The 26,174-nt window shown below is 78.1% G+C and carries 19 protein-coding genes and 2 pseudogenes; 7 read left to right on the top strand and 14 right to left on the bottom strand.

What is annotated here, in order from left to right:
* Nucleotides 1–219: 219 nt before the first annotated feature.
* A complete protein-coding gene (locus tag HUT16_RS01235) occupies nt 220–897 on the bottom strand; it encodes a hypothetical protein (protein ID WP_176184591.1) in 678 nt (225 codons plus the stop codon).
* 111 nt (nt 898–1,008) lie between these two features.
* Here HUT16_RS01235 and HUT16_RS01230 point away from each other — a divergent pair, with 111 nt between their 5' ends.
* The 5 genes from HUT16_RS01230 (at nt 1,009) to HUT16_RS01210 (ending at nt 4,169) form a co-directional block, all read left to right on the top strand.
* Nucleotides 1,009–1,443 carry an Hsp20/alpha crystallin family protein gene (locus HUT16_RS01230; protein WP_176184589.1) on the top strand — a complete coding sequence of 145 codons (435 nt, stop codon included), beginning with the start codon at nt 1,009–1,011 and terminating at the stop codon, nt 1,441–1,443.
* A gap of 392 nt (nt 1,444–1,835) precedes the next feature.
* Nucleotides 1,836–2,231, top strand: a complete 396-nt coding sequence (locus HUT16_RS01225; RefSeq protein WP_176184587.1) for a DUF2267 domain-containing protein — start codon at nt 1,836–1,838, stop codon at nt 2,229–2,231.
* 185 nt (nt 2,232–2,416) lie between these two features.
* Entirely contained in the window at nt 2,417–2,917 is a 501-nt protein-coding gene (locus HUT16_RS01220) for a hypothetical protein (protein WP_176184585.1), read from the top strand.
* A 358-nt stretch (nt 2,918–3,275) separates the two neighbouring features.
* Complete coding sequence (locus tag HUT16_RS01215; RefSeq protein WP_176184583.1) at nt 3,276–3,578, top strand: STAS domain-containing protein; 303 nt, start codon at nt 3,276–3,278, stop codon at nt 3,576–3,578.
* A gap of 162 nt (nt 3,579–3,740) precedes the next feature.
* A complete protein-coding gene (locus tag HUT16_RS01210) occupies nt 3,741–4,169 on the top strand; it encodes an ATP-binding protein (RefSeq protein ID WP_176184581.1) in 429 nt (142 codons plus the stop codon).
* A gap of 32 nt (nt 4,170–4,201) precedes the next feature.
* On the opposite strand, the gene HUT16_RS01205 is transcribed toward HUT16_RS01210, so the two are convergent.
* The 3 genes from HUT16_RS01205 to HUT16_RS01195 form a co-directional block, all read right to left on the bottom strand.
* A complete protein-coding gene (locus tag HUT16_RS01205) occupies nt 4,202–5,002 on the bottom strand; it encodes an aminoglycoside adenylyltransferase domain-containing protein (RefSeq protein WP_176184579.1) in 801 nt (266 codons plus the stop codon).
* 161 nt (nt 5,003–5,163) lie between these two features.
* The gene (locus HUT16_RS01200) at nt 5,164–5,616 is read right to left on the bottom strand and encodes a heme-degrading domain-containing protein (RefSeq protein ID WP_176184577.1); all 453 of its coding nucleotides are present in this window, start codon (nt 5,614–5,616) and stop codon (nt 5,164–5,166) included.
* The gene (locus HUT16_RS01195) at nt 5,613–6,674 is read right to left on the bottom strand and encodes a Gfo/Idh/MocA family oxidoreductase (RefSeq protein WP_176184575.1); all 1,062 of its coding nucleotides are present in this window, start codon (nt 6,672–6,674) and stop codon (nt 5,613–5,615) included. The genes HUT16_RS01200 and HUT16_RS01195 overlap by 4 nt, the downstream gene beginning before the upstream one ends.
* A 53-nt stretch (nt 6,675–6,727) precedes the next feature.
* On the opposite strand from HUT16_RS01195, the gene HUT16_RS01190 reads away from it, so the two are divergent.
* Entirely contained in the window at nt 6,728–7,867 is a 1,140-nt protein-coding gene (locus tag HUT16_RS01190) for an ROK family protein (protein WP_176184573.1), read from the top strand.
* Between the two features lie 179 nt (nt 7,868–8,046).
* Nucleotides 8,047–8,610, top strand: a complete 564-nt coding sequence (locus tag HUT16_RS01185) for a dihydrofolate reductase family protein (protein WP_176184571.1) — start codon at nt 8,047–8,049, stop codon at nt 8,608–8,610.
* Here the strand turns inward: HUT16_RS01185 and HUT16_RS01180 are convergent.
* From HUT16_RS01180 to HUT16_RS39575, 10 genes and pseudogenes are all read right to left on the bottom strand, one after another.
* Nucleotides 8,592–10,562: a N,N-dimethylformamidase beta subunit family domain-containing protein gene (locus HUT16_RS01180; protein ID WP_254897576.1), complete on the bottom strand. Its 1,971-nt coding sequence runs from the start codon at nt 10,560–10,562 to the stop codon at nt 8,592–8,594. The two genes, HUT16_RS01185 and HUT16_RS01180, sit on opposite strands and share 19 nt — an antisense overlap.
* The gene (locus tag HUT16_RS01175) at nt 10,559–11,986 is read right to left on the bottom strand and encodes a condensation domain-containing protein (protein WP_254897575.1); all 1,428 of its coding nucleotides are present in this window, start codon (nt 11,984–11,986) and stop codon (nt 10,559–10,561) included. Before HUT16_RS01175 ends, HUT16_RS01180 begins: the two co-directional genes overlap by 4 nt.
* The gene (locus HUT16_RS01170; RefSeq protein ID WP_254897574.1) at nt 11,983–12,294 is read right to left on the bottom strand and encodes an acyl carrier protein; all 312 of its coding nucleotides are present in this window, start codon (nt 12,292–12,294) and stop codon (nt 11,983–11,985) included. Before HUT16_RS01170 ends, HUT16_RS01175 begins: the two co-directional genes overlap by 4 nt.
* Entirely contained in the window at nt 12,291–12,500 is a 210-nt protein-coding gene (locus HUT16_RS01165) for an MbtH family NRPS accessory protein (RefSeq protein ID WP_176184567.1), read from the bottom strand. The genes HUT16_RS01170 and HUT16_RS01165 overlap by 4 nt, the downstream gene beginning before the upstream one ends.
* Nucleotides 12,501–12,502: 2 nt before the next feature.
* A complete protein-coding gene (locus tag HUT16_RS01160; protein WP_176184565.1) occupies nt 12,503–15,538 on the bottom strand; it encodes a non-ribosomal peptide synthetase in 3,036 nt (1,011 codons plus the stop codon).
* A complete protein-coding gene (locus tag HUT16_RS01155; protein ID WP_176192417.1) occupies nt 15,535–17,046 on the bottom strand; it encodes a class I adenylate-forming enzyme family protein in 1,512 nt (503 codons plus the stop codon). Before HUT16_RS01155 ends, HUT16_RS01160 begins: the two co-directional genes overlap by 4 nt.
* Nucleotides 17,047–17,088: 42 nt before the next feature.
* Nucleotides 17,089–22,719: a non-ribosomal peptide synthetase/MFS transporter gene (locus HUT16_RS01150; RefSeq protein ID WP_176184563.1), complete on the bottom strand. Its 5,631-nt coding sequence runs from the start codon at nt 22,717–22,719 to the stop codon at nt 17,089–17,091.
* Nucleotides 22,716–23,165, bottom strand: a complete 450-nt coding sequence (locus tag HUT16_RS39585) for a phosphopantetheine-binding protein (protein ID WP_368662659.1) — start codon at nt 23,163–23,165, stop codon at nt 22,716–22,718. The genes HUT16_RS01150 and HUT16_RS39585 overlap by 4 nt, the downstream gene beginning before the upstream one ends.
* 148 nt (nt 23,166–23,313) lie before the next feature.
* Nucleotides 23,314–24,516 (bottom strand): annotated as a pseudogene (locus tag HUT16_RS39580) (amino acid adenylation domain-containing protein); the annotation flags it as partial.
* 121 nt (nt 24,517–24,637) lie between these two features.
* Nucleotides 24,638–26,116, bottom strand: a pseudogene (locus HUT16_RS39575) (condensation domain-containing protein); the annotation flags it as partial.
* Between the last annotated feature and the right edge of the window lie 58 nt (nt 26,117–26,174).

Raw genomic sequence — 26,174 nt, 5'->3', positions numbered from 1 at the left:
ACTCGTCCCCATGAAGCCAGCCCGGCGGTGGGCACGTCAAGAGGCGGTAAACGGAAGCGAGTTGACGGCGGCTCGGGGAGACCGCGGCTCGGGGGGGGCCGGCCCGCAGCGCCGACGGGTCGGGGGCGGGCGCCGTCCGCGCCGGTCGCGACCGCCTCCGTGCGTTCCGGCTGCCTCCGTGCGTTCCGGCCGCCCGGGGCCCGCCGACCCGGAAGGCGCTCAGGCGCGGCGCCGGTTGCTGGCGGCGCGGAGGTGGCCGGTGCGGTCGGTGAGCTCGTCGAGGCGGGCGGCCAACTCGGCCTGGTCGCTGCCCAGGTGGGGGCGCAGGCCGACGAGCGGAGCGAGCAGGTCGGCCGCGTCGGCCGTACCGAGGGTGGCGGTGAGGGCCTCCTGGGCCGGGCGGGCGTCCGGGCCGAGCCCGGCCGCGCCGAGCCGGGCGGCCAGGACGCGCAGTTCGGCGGCGTGGTCACGGGCCCAGCCGGTGACGGCGCGGTCGGCGGCCCGGTGGTCGCGCACCGCCTNGACGCGCTCCGCGCCCGTCCCCGCGCCGTCCGCTCCGGTCCGGCGTAGCCGCAGGTAGCGGTTCTCGGCGGCCTGGCGGCTGGCCACCCCCATCGGATGGGCGAGGTCGGCCCAGGTGGCGCCGCCCGCGCGGGCGCTCTCCACCAGCCCGGCCTCCCAGCCCGCGAGCCGGGCCCGCAGTTCGCGCAGGAGCAGCAGGGCGGCCAGGGCCGGCGCCGGGTCGTCCCCCGCCGGTCGCTGCTCCGGGGGCCCGGGCGTGCCGGCCCGGCGAACGGCCTCCTCGATGGCGGCCAGGGCCGCGACGGCGGCGACCGGCGAAACCGGCGCGCCGGCCTCGCCGCGGGGGTTCTCGGGGGGCGTCGGTCTGTCACTCATGGCGTCATCCTATCGATGACGTCCTGTCTTTGTCATCGGATGGACGACGTGCTACAACGGTTCCAGGTGATGTGCACCGGCACCCTTTGATCCCACAGGAGGTGTTTCGCGATGCTGCTGCGCACCGACCCGTTCCGCGAACTCGACCGTCTCACCCAGCAGTTCACAGGTGCGAACGGCACCTGGTCGCGTCCGGCCCCGATGCCGATGGACGCCTACCGGGCCGGCGACGAGTACGTGGTCCACTTCGACCTGCCGGGCGTGGACCCGGACGCGATCGACGTCGACGTCGAACGGAACATGCTGACCGTCAAGGCCGAGCGCCGCCCCCGCCCGCAGGGCGAGGGCGTCACGTGGGAGCTGTCGGAGCGCCCCCTCGGCGTCTTCTCCCGCCAGGTGATGCTCTCCGACACCCTCGACCCCGAGGGCATCACCGCGGACTACGACCAGGGCGTGCTGACGCTCCGCATCCCGGTCGCGGAGAAGGCCAAGCCCCGCAAGGTGGCCGTCGGCCACGGCGGGGCCCACCGGCAGATCCGCGCCTGACCCCGGCCCGGGCCCCGCGTCCGCGAACACCGCGCGTCGCGGGGCCCGCCGCACGCCCCGACGCGGTGCTCGCCCTCGTGGACGTGCTCTTTGACGTGACGTCCACGGACGGCGCGGGGCTGCGGGCCCTCGTCGCGGCCGGACGGCTCGGTGCCCGGACGGCTCGCTGCCCGGACGGGCGCGGAGTCGACGGCCCCGTTGCCCGGCTCCTGCGGCCCACCGGACCGGGGCCGCCTCGCGAACCCGGCACCGCCCCGCCCACCGGCGCCGTCCGCGCCGTCCGCGCCGTCCTTCCATCCGCAGCCGGGTGGTCGTCCCGCCCCCGCCCGGCGTCCGCCCCCGCCAGCCGCCGCCGCGCCCACCGCGGCGGCCACCCCAGGGAGGTTCCACCGATGACCCGGCACCGCCGCCTCGTCCGGCAGGTCCGCACCGCGGGCCGCTACGCCACGGACGAGGAGGCCGAACGCGTCCTGACCGCGGTCCTGACCCAGCTCGGCGGGCAGCTCGACGGCGAGGAGCGCTGCGCCCTGGCCGCCGTCCTGCCCGCCCGCCTCCGCCGGGTGTTCGCCGACCAGGTCCCGCTGCCCGCACCCATCGGCGCCCCGGCCTTCGTGGAGGCCCTCGCCCACACCCTCTCGACCAGCCTCGCCGCCCGCTGGGACGCCTCCTCGGTCCTGACCGCGCTGGCCGACCTGGCCGGCCCCGACTTCGCCGACCGGGTGCTGGCCCGGCTGCCGCGCGGTTACGCCCTGCTGTTCGGCCGCGCCGACCTGGCGCCCGCGGCCTGATCCCGGGCCCGCGCCGCCCCGGCGGTGCGGGCGGCGGCTCGCGGCGCGGGCGCGGAGCCGCCGCGTCCCGCTGGGGATTGCCGACCGCCTCCGGGGGGAAGCCGCGCGGTACGGCCGAACCCGCTGGTCCCGCCCCGGGGTGACCCGCCCGGCCGCACCCGACCGCACGAGAGACGGACGCGCCCATGACCGCACCACCCACCGGCCACCGGATGCTCACCCTCTACCTGAACAACCACCTCGCCGGCGCCGAGGCCGGCACCCGGCGGGCCCGTCGGCTCGCCCGGACCCGCTCCGGCTCGGACGCAGGGCGCCCGCTGCGGCAACTGGCCGCCGACATCGCCTGCGACGAGGCGTCCCTGCGCCGCCTGATGCGGGAACTCGGCGTCCCCGAACGGCGCCCGTACGCCTGGCTCGGCCGCGCGGGCGAACTGGCGGGCCTGCTCAAACCGAACGGCACCCTGCTGCGCCGCTCCCCGCTGACCGACCTGGTGGAGCTGGAGGCCCTGCGGCTCGGCGTCGTGGGCAAGCGCCAGCTCTGGGCCGTCCTGGCCGACCGCCTCGGCGACGACCCCCGGGTCGACCCGGCCCGGCTCGGCGAACTCGTCGACCGGGCCGACCGGCAGGCCGAACTGCTGGAGGAACTCCGCCTGCGCGCCGCCGGGGTACTGGCCCCCGGGGCGTGACCGCGGCGGGCCCGACCCCGAAGCAGCGGACGGCCCCGCCGAGCACGGACGGCACGCCCCACCCGGCGACCGGGCCGCCCCGGAGGCGGGCGCCGGGGCCGGTGACCGGTCGGCGACGGCGGTGGCGGTGGCGGTGGCGGGTGGATCGGCAGCGCCCGGTGAGTCCGGTGGGCCCGGTGAGTCGGGCGGGTGGGGCGGCGGTGTGCCGGATCGGTGAAGAGGCGGCACCCGTTTCGGGCGGGCGCGGCACGTCGCCGTACGGTGGCTGGAGGGGGCACACCGACAGAAAGGGGCGCGCCTCATCGACAGCACACCGAAAGCCTTCACCATCACCGCCTCCGACACCTACGTGGGGCCGGTGATCGTGTGCACCGGGGAACTCGACGTCCACACCGCCCCGCACCTGGACCGCCAGCTGGGCTGGGCCCTCGCGATCCGTCCCGCCCCGGCGATCCTCCTGGTCGACCTCCAGGAGGTCTCCTTCATGGACTCCACCGGTCTCAACAGCCTGCTCACCGCCCGGCGCGAAGCCGACCGCCACGGCGTCCTGCTCGCCCTCGCCCACCCCGGCCCGCAGGTCACCCGCCTGCTGGAGCTCACCGGGACGGCGGCCCTGTTCCCCCTCAGCCCCCGGCCCCCGCGCCCGCAGCACCCCGACTGACCCGCCCCCCCCGCGCCCCGGTGGTACGGGCCCCGTTCCGACCCGAAGACCCGATGCGGGGACGTCGAACGGACCCGTACCGCGGCGGCTGCCGTAAAATCCGACAAGCGGCCGGTCGGCCGGACGCGTCACCTGTGCACCCTCCTCATCCGAGGCGATCCCATGCCCCCCGCGCCCCCGCGAAGCCCCTTCGACGATCCGGTGCCCGCCCCGGCGGCGCCCGTGGCGACCGCGGGTGCGGCCCGGGCCGCCGTCACCGCGCTGCTGTCCGACACCGGCCGGGCCACGGTGGCTCCGCTGGGCGCGGTCCACCTGGTGGTGACGGAACTGGTGGCCAACGCCTTCCGGCACGCCGACGGCATGACCGGCTTCGACGCCCGCGTCGACGCCGACGGCGCCGCCCTGGTCGTCACCGTGGACGACGGGGACGAACGGACGCCCGTGGAGACCCCCGGCGTCCTGGACGACCCGGCCGCCCTGGGGGGCCGGGGCTGGCCCCTGGTCCGGCTCCTCGCCGCCACCTGCCGCACCGACCCCCGCCCCGAAGGGGGCAAGCGCATCACCGTCACGTTCCCGCTGCGCCCCCGCTGACCCGCGCACCCGGCACGGCGGGCGGTGCCAGGTCAGGCGCCGGCCGCCGCGGCGCTCTCGTCGACCAGGGCCCGCACCCGGGCGAGGAAGCTCCGGACCTGCGGGCCGGGCAGCGGCAGTGCGGCGGCGCGGGGGCGTTCGAAGCTGCGGACGGCGGCCTCGATCAGCGGGCGGAACTCCGCCTCCGTGGCGGCGACCTGCCCGGCCGCCGCGCGCTTGGCGAGCCAGCGCCCGGTGCGGCAGTGGACCACGGAGCGGCAGCCGTTGAGGACCCGGTTGTCGGCGAGGTGCCCCTCGCCGTCGCCGTGCTCGCGCACCGAGGCCCGGACCGCGGCGTACAGGTCCGCCGGGCCGGGCGCCGCGATCAGCTCCGGCGCGGGCGGGCCGTACAGCGCGATCCCGTCCTGGTGGGCCACGGAGCGGTCGATGACGTACCAGAACGACGGCCCCCCGGCCGGGTCGAAGGCGGCCCGGCCCGGCAGGTGGGCGCCGGTGTTGAGGTCCAGCAGGTAGCCGGCCTCCCCGGACGGGACGCGGGCGAAGTCGGCCGGGTAGACGACCAGTTCCAGCCCCGCCGCCGGGCACGGCAGCCGCCGGTGGTCGAGGGCGTCGGCCAGCTCCCGCAGGGTCGCGGCCGGGGGCGGGCCCGCCACGAGGACCGTGACGTCCACGTCGCTGCGGCCGTGCCGGTAGTCGCCGAGCGCGAGGGAGCCGACCGCGACCACCCCGGTCAGCCGGGGGCCGCACACCGCGTGCGTGCGGCGCACCAGCTCCGCCAGGTAGGGCCGCACTTCGGCGGGAACGGTCCGGAACGGCTCGGTCTCGGTGCCCATCCGGCCAGTATGGGCCACCCGCCGGGAGGGACGGCCCGAGGAGCTCCCCGCCCGTCGCCCGTCGCTCCCCGCCCGCCGCCCGCCGCTCCCCGCCTGTCGTCAGCCGTCCGCCGCGCCCCGGCCGGGCGAAACGCCGCCGCCGGGGGCGCTCGGCTCCGGGGTTACCGCTCCGCCAGGTACCGGGCCAGGCACTCGGTGACCAGCAGGTGGTCCTCCAGTTGCGGCAGGCCGGAGACGGTGACCGTTCCGACCATGCCGGTGCCCCGGACCAGCAGCGGGAAGGAGCCGCCGTGGGCGGCGTACCGCGCGGGGTCGAGGTCGAAGGTCCGGCCCCCGGCGCGGTGGCGCTCGCCCACCAGGTAGGAGGCCTCGCCGAAGCGGCGGACCACGGCCGCCTTGCGGCGGATCCAGTCGTCGTTGTCGGCGCTGCTGCCCGGCAGGGCGGCGTGGAAGGCCTGCTGCTCGCCGTGGCGGATGTCGACCGCCACCGGGAGGGTGCGCTCCAGGGCGGTGGCGACGATCAGCGAGCCGAGCCGCCAGGTCTCCGCCAGACCGGCCGCGGGGAGCTGCAACTCCCGGTGCTGGCGCTCCAGTTCGGGGATGCTCGGGCTCACGGCGCGACCACCTGGCCGGTGCGGGAGGAGCGCTGCGCCGCCTCCAGCACGCGCAGCACCTCGACGGCGTCGCCCGCTTCGACCGGGGCGGGCCCGCGGCCGTGCAGCGCCTCGGCCAGGCCCGCGTAGTAGTCCTGGTAGCTGCCGGGCCGGGTCGCCACCGTCTCGACGGCGTCCCCGGCCCGCAGCGAGCCCCAGCGCTCGCGCGGGAAGACGCCCCAGTCCGGGTCCGCGGGGGTGCGGCCCGCGCGCAGCGCGTCCTCCTGCCCGTCCAGGCCGTGGGTGACGTACGCGCCCCGCGAGCCCAGGACGCGGAAGCGCGGGCCGAGGTCGCCCGCGGTCGCGCTCATCCACAGGTGCGAGCGGGTGCCGTCGGCGTGGGTGAGGGCGACGAAGCTGTCGTCGTCGGTGGCGGCGCCGGTGCGGCGCGCGTCCAGTTCGGCGTAGACCCGCTCGGCCGGGCCGAAGAGCACCAGCGCCTGGTCGACCAGGTGCGCGCCGAGGTCGTAGAGCAGGCCGCCGGCCGCGGCCGGGTCGCCCGACTCCCGCCAGGCGCCGGTGAGTTCGGGGCGCCAGCGTTCGAAGCGGGACTCGAACCGGTTCACCCGGCCCAGCCGGCCGGTGTCGAGCAGCTCCCGGACGGTGCGGAAGTCGCCGTCCCAGCGCCGGTTCTGGAAGACGCTGAGCAGCAGCCCCCGCTCCCGGGCCAGGGCGACCAGCCGGTCGCCCTCGGCGGAGGTGGCGGCGAGCGGCTTGTCGACCACGACCGGCAGCCCGGCCTCCAGCGCGGCGGTGGCCAGCGGGACGTGGGTGCGGTTGGGGGAGGCGACCACCAGCAGGTCCAGGCCCAGCTCGGGCGCGGCGGCCAGCAGCGCGTCGGCGTCCGCGAACAGGGCCGCCTGCGGGTGCTCGCGGGCGGCCCGGGCGCGGCGCTCCGGGTCGGCGGTCACCACGGCCACCAGGCGCAGGCCCGGGGTGGTGCTGATCAGGGGGGCGTGGAAGACGGCACCGGCGATGCCGTAGCCCACCAGCCCGACGTTGAGGGGTGAGGAGTCCATGCCCCAAGTTAAACAACAGTGTGGACTAACCGGCAAGCTCCCATAATCGACAGGTGACCACCGACCCGGCCCCCTCCGACGCCCCCGGCACCCCCGCCCCGTCCGACGCCCCCGCCCCGGCCGCCGCGCGCGGCGCCCTCAACCTCGCCCTGCTCCGCGACCGCAACGACGCCGCCGTGCTGCGCGCCGTCCGCGCCGCCGAGGACGGCACCAGCCGGGTCGAACTGGCCGCCCGCACCGGTCTCACCGCCCAGGCCATCAGCAAGATCACCGCCCGCCTGCTCGCCGACGGCCTGCTCACCGAGGCGGGCCGCAGCCACGTCGCGGGCCGCAGCGGCAAGCCCCGCACCCTGCTCCGGCTCGTCCCGGACGCCCGCTCCGCCCTCGGCGCCGAGATCGGCCGCCACGAGCTCCACCTGCTCCGCACCGACCTCACCGGCGCCGTCGTCGCCCGGACCCGCACGCCGATCGACCCGGAGGGCGAGCCCGGCCCGATCCTGGACCGCCTGGCCGCCATGGTCCGCGAACTCACCGCGGACGCCGGGGGCGCGGCGGGCGGCGGCCGCGTCCTCGGCCTCGGTCTGGCCTGCCCCGGCCCGCTCGACGCCCGCGACGGCGTCCTGCACCAGGTCACCGGCATGCCCCGCTGGCACGGCCTCCGCCTGCGCGAAGCCGTCCAGGAGCGCACCGGGCTCCCGGTCCTGGTCGAGAAGAACACCACCGCGGGCGTCCTCAGCCGTCCCGGCCCCGACCACCGCGCCTTCGTCTACCTCGGCGACGGCGTCGGGGCGGGCCTCGTCCTCGGCGGCCGGGTCCAGCGCGGCGCCCGCACCAACGCGGGCGAGTTCGGCCACCAGTGCCTCGACCCGGACGGCCCGCGCTGCGCCTGCGGCGCCCGCGGCTGCCTCGAAGCCCTCTGCCTGGCCGCCCTGCGCGCGGGCCGCACCGACCGGGCCGCCGCCGCCCTCGCCCTCGGCGTCGCCAACCTGGTCCGCCTGCTGGACGTCGAGGAGGTCACCCTCGGCGGCGCCGCCCTGCTCGACGACCCCGAACCCTACGAGGCCGCCGTCCGGGCCGCGCTCGCCGACCGCCTCCCCGACCCGCACTGGCAGCACGTCACCCTGGCCCGCGCCGCCGCGCACGCCGTCCCCCGGGGCGCGGCTGCCCTCGCGCTGTCCCGCCTCTTCGGCTGACGGCGCCCGCCCGCCCGACGGCCGGTCCGCCCGCCCCCCGGCCGGTCCGCCCGACGGCCCGACGGTCCGTCAGTTCGCCACCGGCGGCGGGCCGGTACTGCTCCGCGGCCCGCGCCGCACGCCTCCGGAGCGCTGTCGGTGCCCCGCAGTAGGGTCGGAACCCACCCCGAGGAGGCCCGATGCGCAGCGTCACCTATTCGATGAGCACCTCGCTCGACGGCTACGTCACCGGCCCGGACGGCGGCATCGACTGGGGCCTCCCCGACGAGGAGACCTTCCGCCTCGCCACCGACGAGGTGCGCGCGGCGGGCGTCCACCTGCTGGGGCGGCGGCTGTACGAGGCGATGCTCTGCTGGGAGGACGCCGACTGGGACCCGGGGCTGTCCTTCCCGACCGACGAGTTCGCCGCGCTCTGGAGGGCGCTGCCCAAGGTGGTCTTCTCCACCACCCTGACGGAGGTGCGGGGCAACGCCCGGTTGGCCGCCGGCGGCCTCGCCGAGGAGATCGCCCGGCTGCGGGCCGAACCGGGCGGCGGCGACATCGCGATCGGCGGCGCCACCCTCGTTGCCGCGGCCGCCGCCGCCGACCTGGTCGACGAGTACCGGGTCCGGGTCCACCCCGTCCTGCTCGGCGGCGGCCTCCCCTTCTTCGCCCGGCACGGGCGCCGCGTCGCCCTCGAACTGGTCGAGGCCCGCCCGGTCGGCCCCCGCGTCCTCCACTACCGCTACCGCGTCGCGCGCTGACCGGCCCGGCGGCCCTCCTCGGCGGGTGCCGTCGGCAGGTCGCCCGGATGGCTGAGCAGCCGCCCGTCGCCCGTCGCCAGCAGCAGCCGTCCGGCGTGCCCGGCCAGCGGCCCGGGGGACGGGACGGCCACCGGCGCGGCGAACGGCGCGAACGGCGCCCGGGTGAGCACCGGGGGGCGGGTGAGCAGCCCGTCGGGGGTGACGGCGTGCAGCCGGGCGTGCAGGACGGCGAGCGCGCTCGCGCCGCCGGCCGGCCCCAGCGCGGTCCACGCCGCCCCGGGGAGGTGGGCCGGGCGGTGGTGCAGGGTGTCGTCGTGCGCGGTGACCGCGAAGAGCGCGTTGTCGCACATCGCGAGCGCCGTCGTGCCCGGGGGGACGGCCCCGGCGTCCACCCACGGCGCCGCCCCGGCGACCGGCGCGCGGTGCACCAGCCGGTCGTCCTCGGTCACCGCCAGGAGCGCCAGCGGCACCGGGTGGCAGGCCTCGCGCGGGGCGGTCAGACAGCGCAGCCGGAGGCCGGGGCCGTCCGGCGAGGACGGGGAGGGCGGGCAGGGCGTCCACGGCAGGTTCTGCTCGGACGGCTCGCGGTGCAGCAGGGTCGTCCCGTCCCCGGCCACGGCGAACAGCAGGCCCTCGCAGGCGGCGAGCGCCCGGAGGCCGGGCGCCGGTCCGACGGCGTGCCAGCGGGGCGCGGGCGGCGCGGAGAACCGGTCGAGGACGTTGCGGGTCACCCGGGCCACCGCCGGGTCGTCCAGCGCCCGCCCCCAGTTGATGGTGGCGGCGTTGAACACCGACCCCGCCCCGAGCCGCATGACCCCCATGGTGGCCCACCCGCCCTGCCCGTAGGCGCGCCAGTGCCCCAGGTCGGCGGTGGCGAGGACGGCGAAGGAGCCCGGCGTCCCGTCCCGGCCGGTGGCCCGCGGCACGCCGAGCGACCAGTCGAGTTCGGCCGCGTCCGTCTCGTAGCCCAGCGCGCCCCGGGCGAAGGCGTCGCCGTCCGCCAGCCCGGTGCCCTCGAACACCCAGTGGTCCGCGAAGCGCACCGTGTAGGACTCGCGGCCCATCACCGCCATGCCCTCGCCCCAGGCCCCCGCGCCCCGGCGGAAGCTCACCCCGGTCATCGCGTTCTCGGGGCGGTCGACCGGCGCGCCGGACCACTCCACCGTCGTCCGGGCCGGGTCGGTGGCGGCCAGCGGGTCGCTCGCGGCGTCGCGGTGGCAGACCATGGTGCGGCCGCCGTCCTCCAGCCGGAACTGCCACCAGGCGGTGTTGCCCGCGAAGACCGCGAGGTTCCCGCCCCGGCGGACGAACCCCTCGACGCCGTCCCGCATGCCCGCCGTCCAGTACTCGTCGTGGCCGTTCACGACCAGCAGCCGGTAGGCCGCGAGGAGGTCCGCCCCGTCGTCCAGGTCGAAGCCCGAGCAGTACTCGACCGGGCGCCCGGTCCGGTGCAGCCAGCGCAGCAGCGGCTCCTCCCAGCGCTCCGGCGGCGGGCCCCCGCCGGGCGCGTCCAGCCGGACCCGGGCCGCGCGCCCGGGCTGCTCCGAGTAGTACAGGCTCCGGCCCGGCTCACCGGCCCGGTGGTACGCGCGCCAGGTGGGGAACGGGACGCTCACCAGCACCGGGGAGGCGGCCCCCGGGCGGGCCGCCCGCACCGCGAACCACACCTCGTGCTCGGCGTCCCGCTCCGGCTGCGGCACCTCGGGCCGGTGGTCGTGGAAGCTCGCCCGGTACAGCGAACTCGGCCACGCCGCGGGCACCTCCAGGTCGTGGACGGAGCCGCGCACCTGCGCGACCAGCACCGTGCGGTCCGCCACGACGTCGGTGACGACCACCCGGCCGGTCAGCGGACCGCCGTCGCCCGCCGCCGTCCGGCAGCGGATCCGGCCGCCCTGCGGGCAGGAGGTGGCGTCCGCGCCGACGACCGGCCGGGGGACGGGTGCGGCCGTCACGCGCGGGCCCGCGGCCGGTCGAGCAGCCCGCCCAGGTCGGCCAGCCGCGGCGGCGCACCGGCGGCCGAGGCGACCACCACCTCCTCCAGGGCGCGCAGGTGCGCGTGGATCGCCTCCGGCGGCAGGTACCCGGTGTCGGCGGTCAGCGTGACGGTCAGCTCGGCGTCGTCGCCGGTCAGGTGCAGGCAGTACCGGCAGGCCACCCGGTCCTGGGTGGCCGGGAAGTCGAGGACGGTGCGCCCGCGCAGCCGCTCCAGCTCCCCGGCGTCCGGCGCGCCGCCGGGGGCGGCGCTCCGCTCGGTCAGCCGCATGTCGTTGAAGCAGCAGTACGGGTGGACCTCCGTGCCGCGCTCCCGGGCCAGCCGCGCCAGCAGCGCGTCCCACCCGGCCGGGTCGTAGGACGCGGCCCGGTACCCGGCCAGGGACGCGGCGAACGCGCCGGGGAGCAGGTCGGTGAAGACCGCCGTCCCCGCCGGGTCGTCCGGCAGCGGCAGCACCACCAGGGCGTCCTGCGACAGCGTGCTGACCATGGTGCGGCGGTCCGCCGCGGCCCGGTTCCCGGCGATCGGCATGATCGCCGCCGCCCGGTGCCCCCGGTCGGCGGCGACCAGGGCGGCCGCCGCGGTCAGCAGCACCGAGGACCCGCTCACGCCGTGCCCGGCGGCCAGCGCGTCCACGGCCCGGGGCAGGGCCGCCGAGACCAGCCGGCCGGTCCAGAACGCGGGCGAGCGCGGCGCCGCGACCGGGCGGCGAACATCGTCGGCGGGGCCAGCGCGAGGCCCCGCTCCCAGTGCGCCAGCGCGGCCTCGCCGGCCCGCCGCCGGGCCGGACTGCCGCCGGGCCAGGTCCAGCGGCGTGTCCGGGCAGGCCGGCCCGGCCGAGCCGCGGCGCACCAGCAGCCGCAGGTCGCGCACCAGGACCTCCGCGCCGTGCCCGTCGGACGCCAGGTGGCACAGGGCCAGGACGGCGTGGGTGATCCGCCCGGCCCGGCGCACCGCGCCCAGCCGCACCGGCCACTCCTCGGCGTACCCGAAGCGGTGCCCGGACAGCTCCGCCAGCAGCTCCTCGGCCGTCCGGTCGGCCCGGTCGGGGTCGGGCTCCTCGCGGACGACCAGGTCGAGCCGGCCGTCCCCGTGCAGCCGCTGGCCCGGGGAGCCGTCGGGCAGCTCCGCCAGCCGGGTCCGCAGCGCCTCGTGCCGCAGCACCAGGGCGGTCAGCGCCGCCACCAGGCGCCCGGCGTCCACCGGGGCGCCCCGGTCGGCGAGCGGCAGCACCCGGCCGAGGTTGAAGTAGTGGTCGTTCGGCGCCGTCCGGCCGATCGCGTGCCAGATGGCGCGCTGCCCCCAGGTCAGCGGCGCCGTCCCGGCGCGGCCCCCGGCGAACGGGACGGCGAGCACCTCGTCGCGCACCGCGGCCCCGGTCACGGGGCCCACCGCGGCTGCGCCGCGCCGAGCCGCAGCAGCTGCGCGACGAGCCCGTCGAACCCGTCGGTGTGCAGCGCCCCGTCGCCGAGGTCGAGCAGGACCCCGAACTCGTCCTCCACCGCGTCCGCCAGGCGCAGCAGGGCGAGCGAACCGACCCCGAGCGCGGCCAGCGACTCGGTGGACGCCAGCACCTCCGCCGCGCCGACCGCGCCGTCGCAGGCCCGGGCGACCGACTCGGCGAGCCGCAGCCGGAGCGCCCCGGCGTCCAGGGAAGGGGACGGGGGCGGGGGAGTGCCGGGGGCGCTCACCGGGCGTCCGCCCCGGCGTCCAGGCGGCGGCGCACCGAGAGCGGCCGGATGTCCGGCCAGACCCGGTCGACGTGCGCCGTGCACTCCTCCTCGGAACCGGCGAACCCCTCGGGCCGCCAGCCGGCCGGCAGGTCGGCGCCGTCCGGCCACAGGGCGTGCTGCTCCTCGTCGTTGACGACGACGCGGTAGCGGATCTCGTGGGTCACGGTCAGTCCTCTCGCAGGGCACGGACGGCGGCTGCGACGTCCCGTGCGGTGGGGGTGTCGAAGAAGACGTCCAGCGGGACGTCCACGTCGAGGCGGTGGCGGATCCGGGCGGTGATGGCCGTGATCGTCAGCGAGTGCCCGCCGAGGTCGAAGAGGTCCTCGTCGGGCCCCAGGTCGTCCAGGCCGAGGACCTCGCGCCAGATGTCGAGGACCACCGCGTCGGTGCCGTCCGCCCCGGCCCGCTCCGGCCCGTCCGGCCGCCCGGGGCGGACCGGCTCCGGCTCCGGCAGCGCGGCCCGGTCCAGCTTCCCGTTGGGGGTCAGCGGGAAGGCGTCCAGGACGACGTACGCGCCGGGCAGGACGGCGGCGGGCAGCACGCCCGCCAGGTGCGCGCGCAGCTCCTCCGGGGCGGGGGCCGGTCCGGCCGGGACGACGTAGGCGGTGAGCCGGCGGTCCCCCTCCGGGCCGTGCACGGCCACGGCCGCCCGCGCCACGCCCGGGTGGCCGGCCAACCGGGCCTCCACCTCGCCCAGTTCGATCCGGTGGCCGCGCAGCTTCACCTGGCCGTCGAGGCGGCCGAGGTACTCCAGCGCGCCGCCCGGGCCGCGCCGCACCAGGTCCCCGGTCCGGTACATCCGGCTGCCCGGGGGCCCGTACGGGTCGGGCAGGAACCGGCCGGCGGTCAGGCCCGGGCGGCCCAGGTAGCCGTGCGCCACCCCCGCCCCGCCGAGGTACAGCTCGCCCGCCACGCCGTACGGCACGGGCCGCAGCCCGGCGTCCAGCAGGTACGCGCCGGTACCGGCCAGCGGGGCGCCCAGACAGACCGTGCCGTCGCCGGTGACGGCGGGCTCGGCCAGCGTCGACCAGATCGTCGTCTCGGTCGGCCCGTACACGTTCACCAGCCGCGCGGTGGCCGCGCCCAGCTCGGCGGCCAGCGGGGCGGGCAGCGCCTCGCCGCCGGTGAGCGCGGTCAGGCCCGGCACCGGGCCGGGGAGCCCGGCGTCCAGCAGCAGCCGCCAGCCGCTGGGCGTGGCCTGCACGTGGGTGACCCGCTCGTCCCGCAGCAGCTTGAGCAGGGCCGGGCCGTCCCTGTGCTCCTCCTCCGCGACCAGGACGACGCTGCCGCCGGTGGTCAGCGGCAGGAACAGCTCGACGGCGGAGATGTCGAACGACAGCGAGGTGAGCCCCAGCCAGCGGTCCCCGGCCCGGGAGCCGAGCCGCTCCCGCAGCGCCGCCAGCACGTTGGCCAGCGCCGAATGCGGCACCTCGACACCCTTGGGGCGGCCGGTGGAACCCGAGGTGTACAGCACGTACGCGGGCAGCGCGAGGTCCGGCGCGGGCCGCGGCGCGCGCCCGCCCGCGGCGGCGAGGTCCGCGGCGGCGAGGTCCGCCGGGCTCAGGTCGCCGGGGCCCTCCGGCGTCCGGGTGATCCGCAGCGCGGGAGCGGCGTCCGTACGGACGAAGGCCAGCCGCTCCGCCGGGTACCCGGGGTCGAGCGGCAGGTAGGCGGCCCCGGCGGCCAGCGCGGCGAGCACCGCGACCAGCTGGTCCAGGCCCCGGGGCAGCTCGACGCCGACCAGCCTCCCCGCCCCGGCCCCGTGCCGGGCCAGCGCCGCCGCCGCGCGCTCCACCCGCTCGGCGAGCGCGGCGTAGGTCAGGGCGGTGCCCGACGCGACGACGGCGACCGCGTCCGGCCGCTCGGCCGCGCGGGCGAAGAACTCCTCGGGGACGGTCGCCGGGGCCGGGCCGGTGCGCGCCACCGGCGCCGCGACCTGCTCCCGCAGCTCGTCCGGGCCGAGCAGCGGCAGCGCGCCGAGCGGCGTGCCGGGGTCGGCGAGCGCCCCGTCCAGCAGCCGCGTCCAGTGCGCGACGATCCGCTCGGCACTGCCCGGCGCCAGCGCCGAGCGGCGGTACTGGAGGCTGCCGAGCACCTCGTCGCCGCAGTCGACCAGCTGGAGGTGGAGCAGGTTGCGCGCCGTGCCCGCGAAGCCGATCCACCGCACCTCGGCGGCGACCGGACCGAAGTCCGGCGCGGCGGCGGCCGGGCGGCGCCGGTAGCTGACGGACAGCGGGGCGAGCGCCGTCCGGGGGGTCAGGCCCCGCACGATCCGGCCGAAGGGCGTCGCCCGGTGCCGGTACACCGCCCGCAGACCGGCCCGCACGGAGCGCGCCCAGTCCGCGAACGGCAGCCCGGCGGCGCCCGCGGCGGCGACCCGCAGCGGCAGCTCGTTGACGGCCAGGCCGACGGCCACCGGCGCGCCCGGCGGGCGCAGCGAGAGCTCGACCGCGGTGGTGGGGGCCGGGTCGCCGTAGCGGACGAGCAGCGCATGCCAGGCCGCGGTCAGCAGCTCGAAGCGGGTGACGCCGATCCGGCGCGCCGTCTCGGAGAGGGCCGCGCTGCGCCGCCCGTCGAGCCGGAAGGCGGTCTCGGCGCCGGGCGCGGGCAGCACGCCGCCGTCGGCCGGCGGGACGAGGCCGGGCAGGACGGGGGCGGCCGGGTCCGGCCCGTGGCCGGCCCACAGCGCGNGGGCGTCCGCCAGGTCCTCCGGCGCCGGGTCCGCGGCCGGGTGCACGGCGGCGGGCACCGGCGGGAGCGGATCGCCCCGGTAGGCCGCGGCGAGGTCGCCGACCAGCCGCTCCTTGGACTCGCCGTCGAACACCAGGTGGTGGGCGGTGAACAGCAGGACGTGCCGCTCCGGCCCGGTGCGCAGCAGCGCGAACCGGCACAGCGGACCGGCGAGCAGGTCGAAGGCGGCCGCGCGCTCCTCGGCGAGCCGCGCGTCCAGTTCCCCGGCGGCGCACTCGATCCGGCGCGGCGCGGGCACCGCGACCGTCCGGCCGTCTCCGCCGTCCGGCGCCGGGACGCTGCGCAGGGCCGGGTGGTGGGCGGTGACGGCGGCGCACGCCCGGTCCAGGGCCGGGACGTCGAGCGGGCCGGTCAACTCGACGGCGACGGCCAGGTGGTAGGCGGAGCCGACGTCCAGCGCGTGCTCGGTGAGCCGCAGGCCGTGCTGGGCGGGGGAGGTCGGGAGGGTCACGGGGCGGCCTCACGGGGGTCGGGGTCGAGGGTGCGGCGCAGCTCCCGCTTGAGGACCTTGCCGGCCTCGTTGCGGGGGAGGGCGTCGCGGAAGTGCACGGTGGCGGGGAGCTCGTGGACGGCGAGCCGGTCCAGCAGGAAGGTGCGCAGGGCGGCCGGGGTCGGCTGCCCGGCCCCGGCGGGCACGACGAACGCCGCCACCACGCTGCCCAGGACGGGGTGCGGGACGCCGACGGCCGCCGCGTCGGCGACCAGCGGGTGGGCGTGCAGCGCGTCCTCGACCTGGAGGGTGGAGACCTTGTGGGCACCGGACTTGACGACGTCGCGCTCCCGGTCGAGCAGGTGCAGGAAACCGTCCCGGTCGATCCGGCCGAGGTCGCCCATCCGGGTCCACCGGCCCCGGAAGGTCTCCTCGTCCCGCTCGCCGAGGTAGCCGCGCGGCGCGGAGGGCGAACGCAGCCACAGCTCGCCCGCCTCGCCCGGCGGCACCGGGCGGCCCGCGCCGTCGGTGACCCGAAGGTCTGCCAGCGACGCGGGGCGGCCGGGCGACTGCGGACGGGCGGGGTCGAACAGCAGGGTGACCTGGGCCGGGGCGGCCTCCGTGGACGTGTAGTAGTTGACGATCTGCGCCTTGCCGAAGGCCCGGCTCAGGCCGAGCGCGACGGGCTGCGGCAGCGCCGCGGCGGTGGAGCCGACCAGTCGGACGCCGTCCAGGGCCCCGCTCCCGGCGGCCGCGGCCAGGGCGGGGGAGGCGAGTATCTCGATCGCCGTGGCGGGCACCAGGAACACGCTGCCGACCTCGTGCTCGGGGATCAGCCGCAGGAACCGGGCCGGGGTGAACTGCGGCGCGGCCACGCACCGGGCGTGCGCGTTCAGGGCGTTGACCAGCATGGTCTGGCCCGCGTTGGTGCCGACCGGGAAGGTGTGCAGGAACGCGGCCGAGTGGCGCAGCGGCCGACGGCGCTCGTCCAGCGTGCAGCCGTGCGCGAGGTTCGCGTGGGAGGCGGTGACGCCCTTGGGGGTGCCGGTGGTGCCGGAGGTGTACAGGATCTGGGCGAGCGCCGACGGGTCCGGATCGGGCAGCTCCGGGCCGGGCAGGTCTGGGCCGGGCAGCTCCGGGCCGTCCGGGCCGGAGCCGGTCTCCTCGGTGAGCGTCCGTACGCCCGTCGGCACCCCCGCCGGAGCCCCGGCGGGGCCGTGCAGCAGCAGGCGCGCCCCGGAGTCGGCCAGCACGTGGCCGACCCCGGCGGGCGGCGTCCGGTCGGAGAACGGCACGGCGACCCCGCCGGCCCGCAGCACGGCGAGGAACGCCACCGCGAACTCCGTCCAGCCGCCGGTGCCGTAGCACAGGCCGACCCGGTCCCCGGCGGCCAGCCCGGCCGCGCGCAGCACGGCGGCGAGCGCACCGCTGCGCCGCTGCCAGTCGGCGAAGCCCAGACGCCGTTCGCCGTTGACGATCGCGATCCGCTCCCCGTGCGCCGCGGCCCGGTGGGCGAGCAGGGCGGGCAGGGTGGCCGGGGCCGGGGAGCGGTCGGCGCGGTGCGGGCGCGCTCACGCGGTGCCCCCCTCGGCCCGGCGGGCCGCGGCGGTCCGGGCCCGTTCGCGCAGGCCGACCAGGTCGTCCGGCTCGGCGTCGGGCACGTCGCGGTCGAAGCGGGCCAGCGCCGGGAGCCGCAGCCCGAGGGCGACCAGCGCCATCATGGCGAGGCCGAACAGCACGTACATCAGGGCGATGCCGCGCCCCGGGCCGGTGCCGACGAGCGGGCCGAACACCGGGGCGAGCGCGCCGCCCGGCTCCATCAGCGGGCCGAACACGGCGGAGCCCAGCGGGGCGACGACCCCGTGGCCCAGTGGCAGGGTGGACCAGGCGATGAGGGTGTTCAGGGCGAACACCCGGCCGTGGAAGCGCTGCGCGACCTTGGTCTGGACGATCGTCGCGTAGATGCCGTTGACCAGGGACAGCGCGAACGACATGCCGAACGCCCCGGCCGCCACCACCCACAGGTTCGGGCGCAGCCCGGTGACGGCGCCGGCCACGGCGAGCAGGCCCGCCAGGGCCAGCATCCCGCGCAGCCGGTGCCGCCGCGGCCCGCCCCAGAACCCCATGGCCACCCCGCCGAGCAGGGCCCCGGCGCCGCCCGCGACCGCGACCCGGGCGGCCGCCCCGAGGTCGGCGAAGGCGAGCACCAGCGGGGTGGTGAGCAGGAACAGCGGCGACAGGAAGACGTTCAGCCCGGCGAACCACAGCAGCATCGCCCGGAAGCCCCGGTGGCGCCAGGTGTGGGCGAAGCCGTTGCGGATCTCGGCGACCAGCGACTCCCGCCTGGTCCAGGGCAGCGTGCGCGGGAAGCGCACTGCGAGCAGCACGCCGACGGCGAGCGCGTAGCTGACCACGTCGATCACCAGGATGCCCCGCAGCCCGATCGCGGCGAGCAGCGCCACCGCGGCCAGCGGAACGACGAACTGCGCCGTCCCGAAGGCGAGTTGGACGATGCCGTTGGCGTGCCCCAGGTACTGCTTGGGGACGAGCTGCGGCACGGCGGAGGCGTAGGCGAGCCGTTGGAAGGTCAGGGCGACGGAGAGCACGCCGAGCAGCGCGTACACCTCCCAGGACTGCAGCCGGCCGGCCAGCAGCAGCCCCAGCAGTGCGGCCTGGGTGGCGGCGGCGGTCAGGTCGCCGCCGAGCATCACCGCGCGGCGGTCCAGCCGGTCGACGACCGCCCCGGCCAGCGGGCCGACCAGGATGCCCGGGAGCATCGCGACCACCGCGTACAGGGCGTAGCGGGTCATCGAACCGGTCTGCAGCAGGATCCAGATCGGCAGGGCGAACTCGGTGAGCGCCGAACCGGTGATGGACACCAGCTGGCCGCCGGCCACCAGCAGGAAGCGCCGCATGCTGGGCTGCGGCCCGTCGTCGGCCGGGGTGGCGGGTCCGGCGGCGGTCTCGGCGGTCTCGGCGGTCTCGGTCGTCTCGGCGGTCGTCCCGGTGGTCGTCCCGGCGGCGGGCCCGGTCTCGGCGTGGAACCACCAGGAGTTCTCGGGGCCGGGCGCGGGCAGCGCGCCGGTCGTCCCGGCGACGACGGCGCGGTGCACGCTGGTGACGGCGGCGGCGACCTCGGCCGCGCGGTAGGTGATGAAGAAGTGCCCGCCCTCGTCGAGCACGGCCACGGCCGAGCGCTCGGCCAGCAGCAGCCACTCGCGGTAGCGCTCCTGGTAGAAGTCGGCCGCCGGGTCGCGGTCGCCGACCAGGGAGACCAGCGGCGCCCGCAGCCGGGGCGCGCCGTCGGCGACCTCCGCGATGGCCCGGGTGAACCAGTCCTCGGCCGCCCTGGTGTCCCGGCGCATGTTGCCCACCACGAACCGGACCTGCTCCTCGTCCAGTTCGGAGGTGTCCACGCCCATGCCGGTCAGCCAGTTGGCGTACGTGCGGTCGCCGACCAGCGGTTCGAGCGAGGCGATCTTGCCGAGCGCGGAGAGCACCCGGCTGCGCGGCCGGGCGAACGGGAACTGGGCGCCGGCGTAGACGCCCTCCAGCTCCCGGCCGGACGCCTCCAGCTCGCGGGCCACGCAGACGGCGAGCGCCGTGCCGACCGCGCAGTGGCCGTACACGACGAGCGGGCCCTCGACCCGCTCCCGGACCTCGGCGGCGATCCTGGCCGCCAGCTCGTCGAAGGCCAGGTGCTCCTCGGTCACGCCGAGGTCGTGGCCGGGGACGGCCACCGCCCACAGCTCGGTGTCGGCGGGCAGCGCGTCGGCGACGGGCTGGTAGACGACGGCGCTGCCGCCGCCGTACGGGACGCAGACCAGGGTCAGCCGGCGCCGCTCGGCCGGCACCGCCCGGGTGAGCCGGTGCAGCAGGCCGCGCGGGGCGCGCTCGCCGTCGGTCCGGTCCGCGACGGCCGCCAGCTCGCGGACGGTCCGGTGGGTGAACAGGTCCATCACGCTGATCGGCCGGGCCTCCACCGCGGCCAGCCGCCTGCGGGCCCGGGCGACCACCTGGGTGGCCAGCAGCGAGTGGCCGCCGAGGTCGAAGAAGCTCTCGTCGGCGCCGACCGAGGGCAGGCCGAGGACCTCCGCCCAGATCTCGGCGAGCACCCGCTCGGCCGGGGTCGCGGGTTCGGCGGCCCCGGCCGGGCGGTGGACCCGCGGCACCGGCAGGGCGCGCCGGTCCAGCTTCCCGTTGGGGGTGAGCGGCAGGGCGGGCACGGCGGTGAAGGCCGTCGGCACCTGGTGGTCGGGCAGGCTGCGCCGCAGCGCCGTCCGCAGCGCCGCGTGGTCGGGCTCCTCGGCGCCGTCGGCGACCACCAGGTAGCCGACCAGCCGCTGGTCGCCGGGGCGGTCCTCGCGCAGCACGACGGCGGCGTCGGCGACGCCCGGCTGGGCGCGGAGCGCGGCCTCGGTCTCGCCGGGCTCGATCCGCATGCCGCGGAGCTTGACCTGCTGGTCGATCCGCCCGAGGTGTTCGAGGGTGCCGTCGGCGCGGCGGCGGGCCAGGTCCCCGGTCCGGTAGAGGCGGGAGCCGGGCGGCCCCCACGGGTCGGGGACGAACCGGGCGGCGGTGAGCCCGGGGCGCCGGTGGTAGCCGAGGGCGACGGCGGTGCCGCCGATGTGCAGCTCCCCGGGGGCGCCGGGCGGCACCGGGCGCAGCCGCTCGTCGAGCACGTACAGCCGGGTGTTGTGGATCGGGAGGCCGATCGGCACGCTCTCCAGCGGCCCCGTGCACTCCCAGGCGGAGACGTCGACGGCGGCCTCGGTCGGCCCGTACAGGTTGGCCAGTGCCAGCCCGGGCAGCCGGGAGGTCAGCTCGCGGGCGGCGTCGGGCGGCAGCGCCTCGCCGCTGCACACCACCCGGCGCAGCGTGGTGCAGCGCTCGACGCCCTCCTCGGCGAGGAACGCGGTGAGCATCGCGGGGACGAAGTGGGCGACGGTGACGCCGGCGGAGACGACGAGGTCGCGGAGGTAGCCGCTGTCCTTCTGCCCGCCCGGCCGGGCCAGCACGATCCGGGCCCCGGCGGTCAGCGGCCAGAAGAACTCCCAGACGGAGACGTCGAAGCCGGTCGGGGTCTTCTGCAGGACGGCGTCGTCGGGGCCCAGGCGGTAGGCGTCCTGCATCCACCGGACGCGGTTGGCGATGGCCCGGTGGGTGTTGGGCACGCCCTTGGGGGTGCCGGTGGAGCCGGAGGTGTAGATCAGGTACGCGGTGTCGTCCGGCCGCGGCCCGGCGGGCAGGCTACGGGCCCGCGGCCACTCCGCCGGGTCGTCGAGCAGCAGCACCCGGGCGGTGCAGCCGACCGGCGTCGGCAGGCCCCGCTGGGTGAGCAGGACGGTGGCGCCGCTGTCCGCGAGCAGCAGGGCGCGGCGCTCCGCCGGGTGGTCCGGTTCGACCGGCGCGTAGGCGGCGCCGGAGCGCAGCACGCCGAGCAGCGCGGCGACGAGCTCCGGCGAGCGCTCGGCGCTCACCGCGACCAGGCTGCCGGGGCCGACGCCCTCGGCGGCGAGCCGGGCGGCGATCCGCCCGGCCAGGGCGTCGAGTTCGCGGTAGGTGAGCGCGGGGCGCCCCTCGACGGCGACGGCCACGGCGTCCGGCGTCCGGGCGGTCTGCTCGGCGACCAGGGCGGTCAGCGTGGTGGCGGGGCGGTCGACCGCGGTGTCGTTGAAGCGCTCGGTCTCGAAGGCGAGTTCGGCCGGGGTGAGGGTGTCGAGCGCGGACAGGCGGGTGTCGGGGTGGGCGGCGACGGCCCGCAGCAGCCGGTCGAAGTGGCCGGCCAGGACCGCGACGTCCGGCTCGGCGAACAGGTCGGTGTTGTAGTTGAACGAGCCCCGCAGGCCGTCCGGCCACTCCTGGAGGAACAGCTCCAGGTCGAACCGGGTGCCGCTGGCCCGGACCCCGAACGGCTCGACCTCGAAGGGCAGTTCCACGGCCGCGGAGCGCTGGGTGGCGTAGTTCTGGACGGCCAGCACGGCCTGGAAGACCGGCGGCCGGGAGGCGTCCCGGGCCACGTTGAGCTCGCTGACCAGGTGGGCGAACGGCAGCTCCTGGTGCGCGTACGCCTCCAGGCAGGTCTCGCGGGTGCGGTCGACCAGTTCGCCGAAGGTCGGGTCGCCCCCCAGCCGGGCGGGCAGCGCCAGCACGTTGACGAACATGCCGACGAGCGGCTCCAGTTCGGGTTCCGGGCGGCCGGCCACCGGCGAGCCGACCGCGAAGTCGCGCTGGCCGCTGTAGCGGGCCAGCAGGAGCTGGAACGCGGCGAGCAGCACCATGTACGGGGTGGCGCCGTGCCGGTCGGCCAGCGCGGACAGCCGGTCGAGCAGCGGCCGGTCCACCGCGAAGCCGTAGCCCGCGCCCTCGAAGGTCTGCTGCGGGGGCCGGGGCCGGGAGAAGGCCAGCTGCAGCGGCTCGACACCGGCGAGTTCGCGCCGCCAGTGGGCGAGTTCCGCGGCGAGCCGGTCGCCGCTCAGCCGCTCGCGCTGCCACAGGGCGAAGTCGCCGTACTGCACCGGCAGTTCGGGCAGCGGATCGGGCGCGCCGGCCGCCCGGGCGGCGTACCCGAGCAGCACCTCGCCGAGCAGCACCTCGCTCGACCAGCCGTCGCCGACGCTGTGGTGGACGACGAGCAGCAGGACGTGGTCGTCCGCCGCCAGCCGGACCAGCAGCACCCGCAGCAGCGGGCCGGCCTCCAGGTCGAAGGGGACGGCGGCGGCCTCGTCCACCAGGCGTTCGGCGGCGCGCTCGTCGGCGGCCGCGACCACGGGCACCGGCGTCGGGGCGGGCGGGTCGACGACCAGCAGCGGGCGCCCGTCCTCGGTCGCCGGGTAGCGGGAGCGCAGCGTCTCGTGCCGGGCGACGCTGGTGTCCACCGCGGCCCGCAGCAGCTCGGCGTCGAGCGGGCCGCGCAGCCGCCGGACGACCGGGATGTTGTACGCGCTGGTGCCGGGGGCGAACTGCTCCATGAACCACAGGCGTTCCTGGGCGAAGGAGAGCGGCACGGGCGTTCCGGGCTCCCGCCGGGGCACCGCGGCCGTCCGGGTCCGGTTCCGGGCGGCCAGCCGGCGGCGCAGCAGCTCCCGCTTGGGGTCGGAGAGCGCGGCGGCCGGGGAGGGGACGGCGGCTGGGGCCGGGACGGGAGCGGGCGCGGCGGCCGGGGAAGGCTCGGCCGTGGTGGTTCTGTCGGCGGTGCTCATGGGGTCGGGCGGGGTCCTTCCACGGCGTCCTGGGCGGCCAGGAGTTCTTCGGCGGCGGCGTCGGAGAGGGTGTCGATCTCGGCGGCGAGCGCGGCCTCGACGGCCTCGGCGAAGGCCGCCACGGTGCGGTGGGTGAACAGCGTCCGGAGCGGGACGGCGAGGTCGACCGCGGCCCGCAGCCGGGCGATCACCCGGGTGGCGAGCAGCGAGTGCCCGCCGAGGTCGAAGAAGTCGTCGTGGGCGCCGACCCCGTCGACGCCGAGCACCTCCTGCCAGACCTCGGCCACCAGCTCCTCGGCCTCGGTGCGCGGCGGCACGTGCGCCGCCGACGTCCCGGCGCCGGGGGACGGGACGGGCAGCGCCCGGCGGTCCAGCTTCCCGTTGGGGGTGAGCGGCAACGCGTCGAGCGGCACGAACGCGTGCGGGACGGCGTGCGGCGGCAGCACGGCGGCGAGCGCGGCGCGCAGCGCGTCCGGGGCGGGGCCGGTCCGGCCGCGGGACGGTGTAGGCGGCGAGGACGTCGCCGTGCGCGGCGACGGCGGCGTGCGCCACGCCCGGGCACCCCAGCAGGGCCGCCTCGACCTCGCCGGGCTCGATCCGGTAGCCGCGGACCTTCAGCTGGTCGTCGATCCGCCCGAGGAACTCCAGGGCGCCGTCGGCGCGGTACCGGACCAGGTCGCCGGTGCGGTAGCGGCGGGCGCCCGGCGGGCCGTCCGGGTCGGGGACGAAGGACCGCGCGGTGGCCCCGGACCGGCCGAGGTAACCGTGCGTCAGCCCGGCGCCGCCGAGCACCAGCTCGCCCGGGGTGCCGGGCGGCACCGGGGTGCCGTACCGGTCCAGGACGGCCGCGGTGGTCCCGCCGATCGGCCGGCCGATCGGCGGGCGCGCCCGCCCGTCGGCCGCGCCCAGCTCCCAGGTGGTCGCGATGACCGTGGTCTCGGTGGGGCCGTAGGAGTTGACCACCCGGACGCGGTCCCCGAACCGGGCCCGCCAGGCGGCGACCGCGTCCGGGCGGAGCTGGTCGGCCCCCAGGACCAGCAGCCGCAGCCGCTCCGGCCACGGCGTCTCGTCCAGGTCGGCGACCAGGTGGTGCCAGTAGGGGGTCGGCAGGTCCAGCACGGTGACACCGGCGGCGTACGGCTCGGCCAGCTGGTCCGGGAGCGCGGCGCCGGGCCGGGCCGTCACCAGGACGGCCCCGGCGGCGAGTGCCGGGAAGAGCTCCTCCGCGCTGGTGTCGAAGGCGAGCGTGGCGTACTGCAGGACGCGGTCGTCCTCGCCGATCCCGTAGCCCGCCACCATCCAGGCGACGCGGGCGGCCAGCGCCCGGTGCGGCACCAGCACGCCCTTGGGGCGGCCGGTCGATCCGGAGGTGTAGATCAGGTACGCCGGGTCGTCGGGGCGCGGCCCGGACGGCTCCTCGGACGGCTCCCGGGCGGGGCCGCTCGCGGCGGCGGACAGCACCGGGACCCGCACGTCCACCCCGTCCGGCGCGCGGCCGTCCGGTGTGAGCAGCAGGACGGCCCCGCTGTCGGCCAGCACGAAGGACAGCCGGGCGGACGGGTAGGCCGGGTCCAGCGGCAGGTAGCCGGCGCCCAGGCGCCAGACCGCCAGCATGGCGGTCACCGCCTCCGGGCCCCGGGGCAGGCAGAGCGCCACCACGTCCCCGCGGTTGACGCCGTGCGCCGCGAGCCGGGCCGCCAGGGCCCGGGACGCCGCGGACAGCTCGCCCCGGGTGAGGGAGCCGTCCGGGCCGACGACCGCGGTGGCGCCGGGACGGGCCGCCGCCGCCCGGTCGATGGCCGGAGCACGCCGGAGGCCGCGGGAGGTCCGGGCCGCGGCCCGACTCGGCCAGCCGGGCGAGGTCGGCGGCGTCCAGCAGGGGCAGGCGGTGCACGGGCGTGTCGGGCCGGTCCAGCGCGCCGCGCAGCAGGGCCTCGAACCGGCGGCCGGTCGCGGCGACCGTGGCGCCGCTCAGCAGGTCGGCGCGGTAGCCCAGGACGACGTGCAGGTCGTCCCCGTCGGGGCGGACGTCCATCCCCAGTTCGAACTTGACGGCGCGGTGCCCGCCGTCGACCTCGGCGCAGGTGAGGTCGGCGAAGGGCTGGGCGCCGAGCGCGCCGCCGTCCTGGGTGTGCACGGTGAGCATGGTCTGGAAGACGGGGGTGCGCCCGGTGTCCCGGGCCGGCCGGAGGTCCTCGGCCAGCCGCTCGAAGGGCACCCGCCGGTGGGTCAGGGCGCCCGTCCACTCGGAGCGGGTGCGGCGCAGGGCCTCGCCGAAGGTCGGCGCCGTCGAGAAGTCGGCCCGGAGCACCAGGGCGGAGGAGAAGTAGCCGATGGCGTCCTCGCTGCCGAGGGTGTCGCGTGCGGCGGTCGGCACCCCGACGCAGAAGTCGTCCTGCCCGGTGATCCGGTGCAGCAGGGCCAGGTAGGCGGTGGCCAGCACCATGAACGGGGTGACGCGGTGGGCGCGGGCGAAGGCCGCGAGCTGCGGGCCGAGGCCGTGCAGCACCTGCGTGCGGTAGCCGCCGGTGCTCCCGTCCCCGGCGCTCCCGTCCCCGCCGGTCCGGTCTCCGCCGGTCCCGTCCCCGCCGGTCCGGTCCCCGTCCGCCCGGGGCGTGTCGAGCGGGAGTTCCAGGGCGGGTGCCCCGGCCAGCCGGTCGCGCCAGAACTCCAGGGCCCGGGCCGCCTCGGGGCCGTCCAGCCAGGCGCGTTCGGCGGCCGCGAGCGCCCGGTACGAGGCCGGGGCCGGGAGGGCGGGCCGGGCCTCGCCCCGTTCGACCGCGTAGTGGTGGGCGAGTTCGGAGCGCAGCAGGCCGAGCGACCAGCCGTCGGCGACGATGTGGTGCAGCACCAGGCACAGCAGGTGCTCCTCGTCGCCCGTCCGCAGCAGGTCGGCCCGCAGCAGCGGCCCCGCGGCCAGGTCGAAGCCGCGGTTGGTGAGCGCCGCGAGGGCCGCCGCCCGCTCGTCCTCCCCGGCCTCCCGCAGGTCGACCGGGCCCAGCCGCACCGGCGCCGGTTCCTCCACCACCACCCGCGGCCGGCCGTCCGCCGCGGGGAACCGGCTGCGCAGCGCCTCGTGCCGGGCGGCCACCGCCTCCAGCGCCCCCGCGAGGGCGGCGACGTCGAGCCGCCCGGTCAGCCGGAGTACCAGCGGAACGTTGTAGGCGGCCGTCCCCGGCTCCAACTGGTCGAGGAACCACAGCCGTTCCTGTCCCACGGACAGTTGCTCCGCCGCGTCGTGGGGGACACCGGCGGTGCCGTCAGCTGTGATCGTCAAGTCGACTCCGGTCCGGTGTGGGTGCGCAGTGCCGCCGCGCGGCAGGCGGTGGGACCGCCGGGCCGCGGCGCCGCCGGGCCGTGCGTGGGCGGACGGCTGACGGAACGCGCCAGACAGCATGAGGGGTGAGGTCAGGGCGCTCTCGTGGGGCTGCCGTGACGGCTCAGATGCTAGGGAG

The organism is Kitasatospora sp. NA04385, from assembly GCF_013364235.1.
Lineage (GTDB): Bacteria > Actinomycetota > Actinomycetes > Streptomycetales > Streptomycetaceae > Kitasatospora.
The sequence above is the reverse complement of the archived record's forward strand: the minus strand, read 5'-3'. Positions and strand labels throughout refer to the sequence as shown.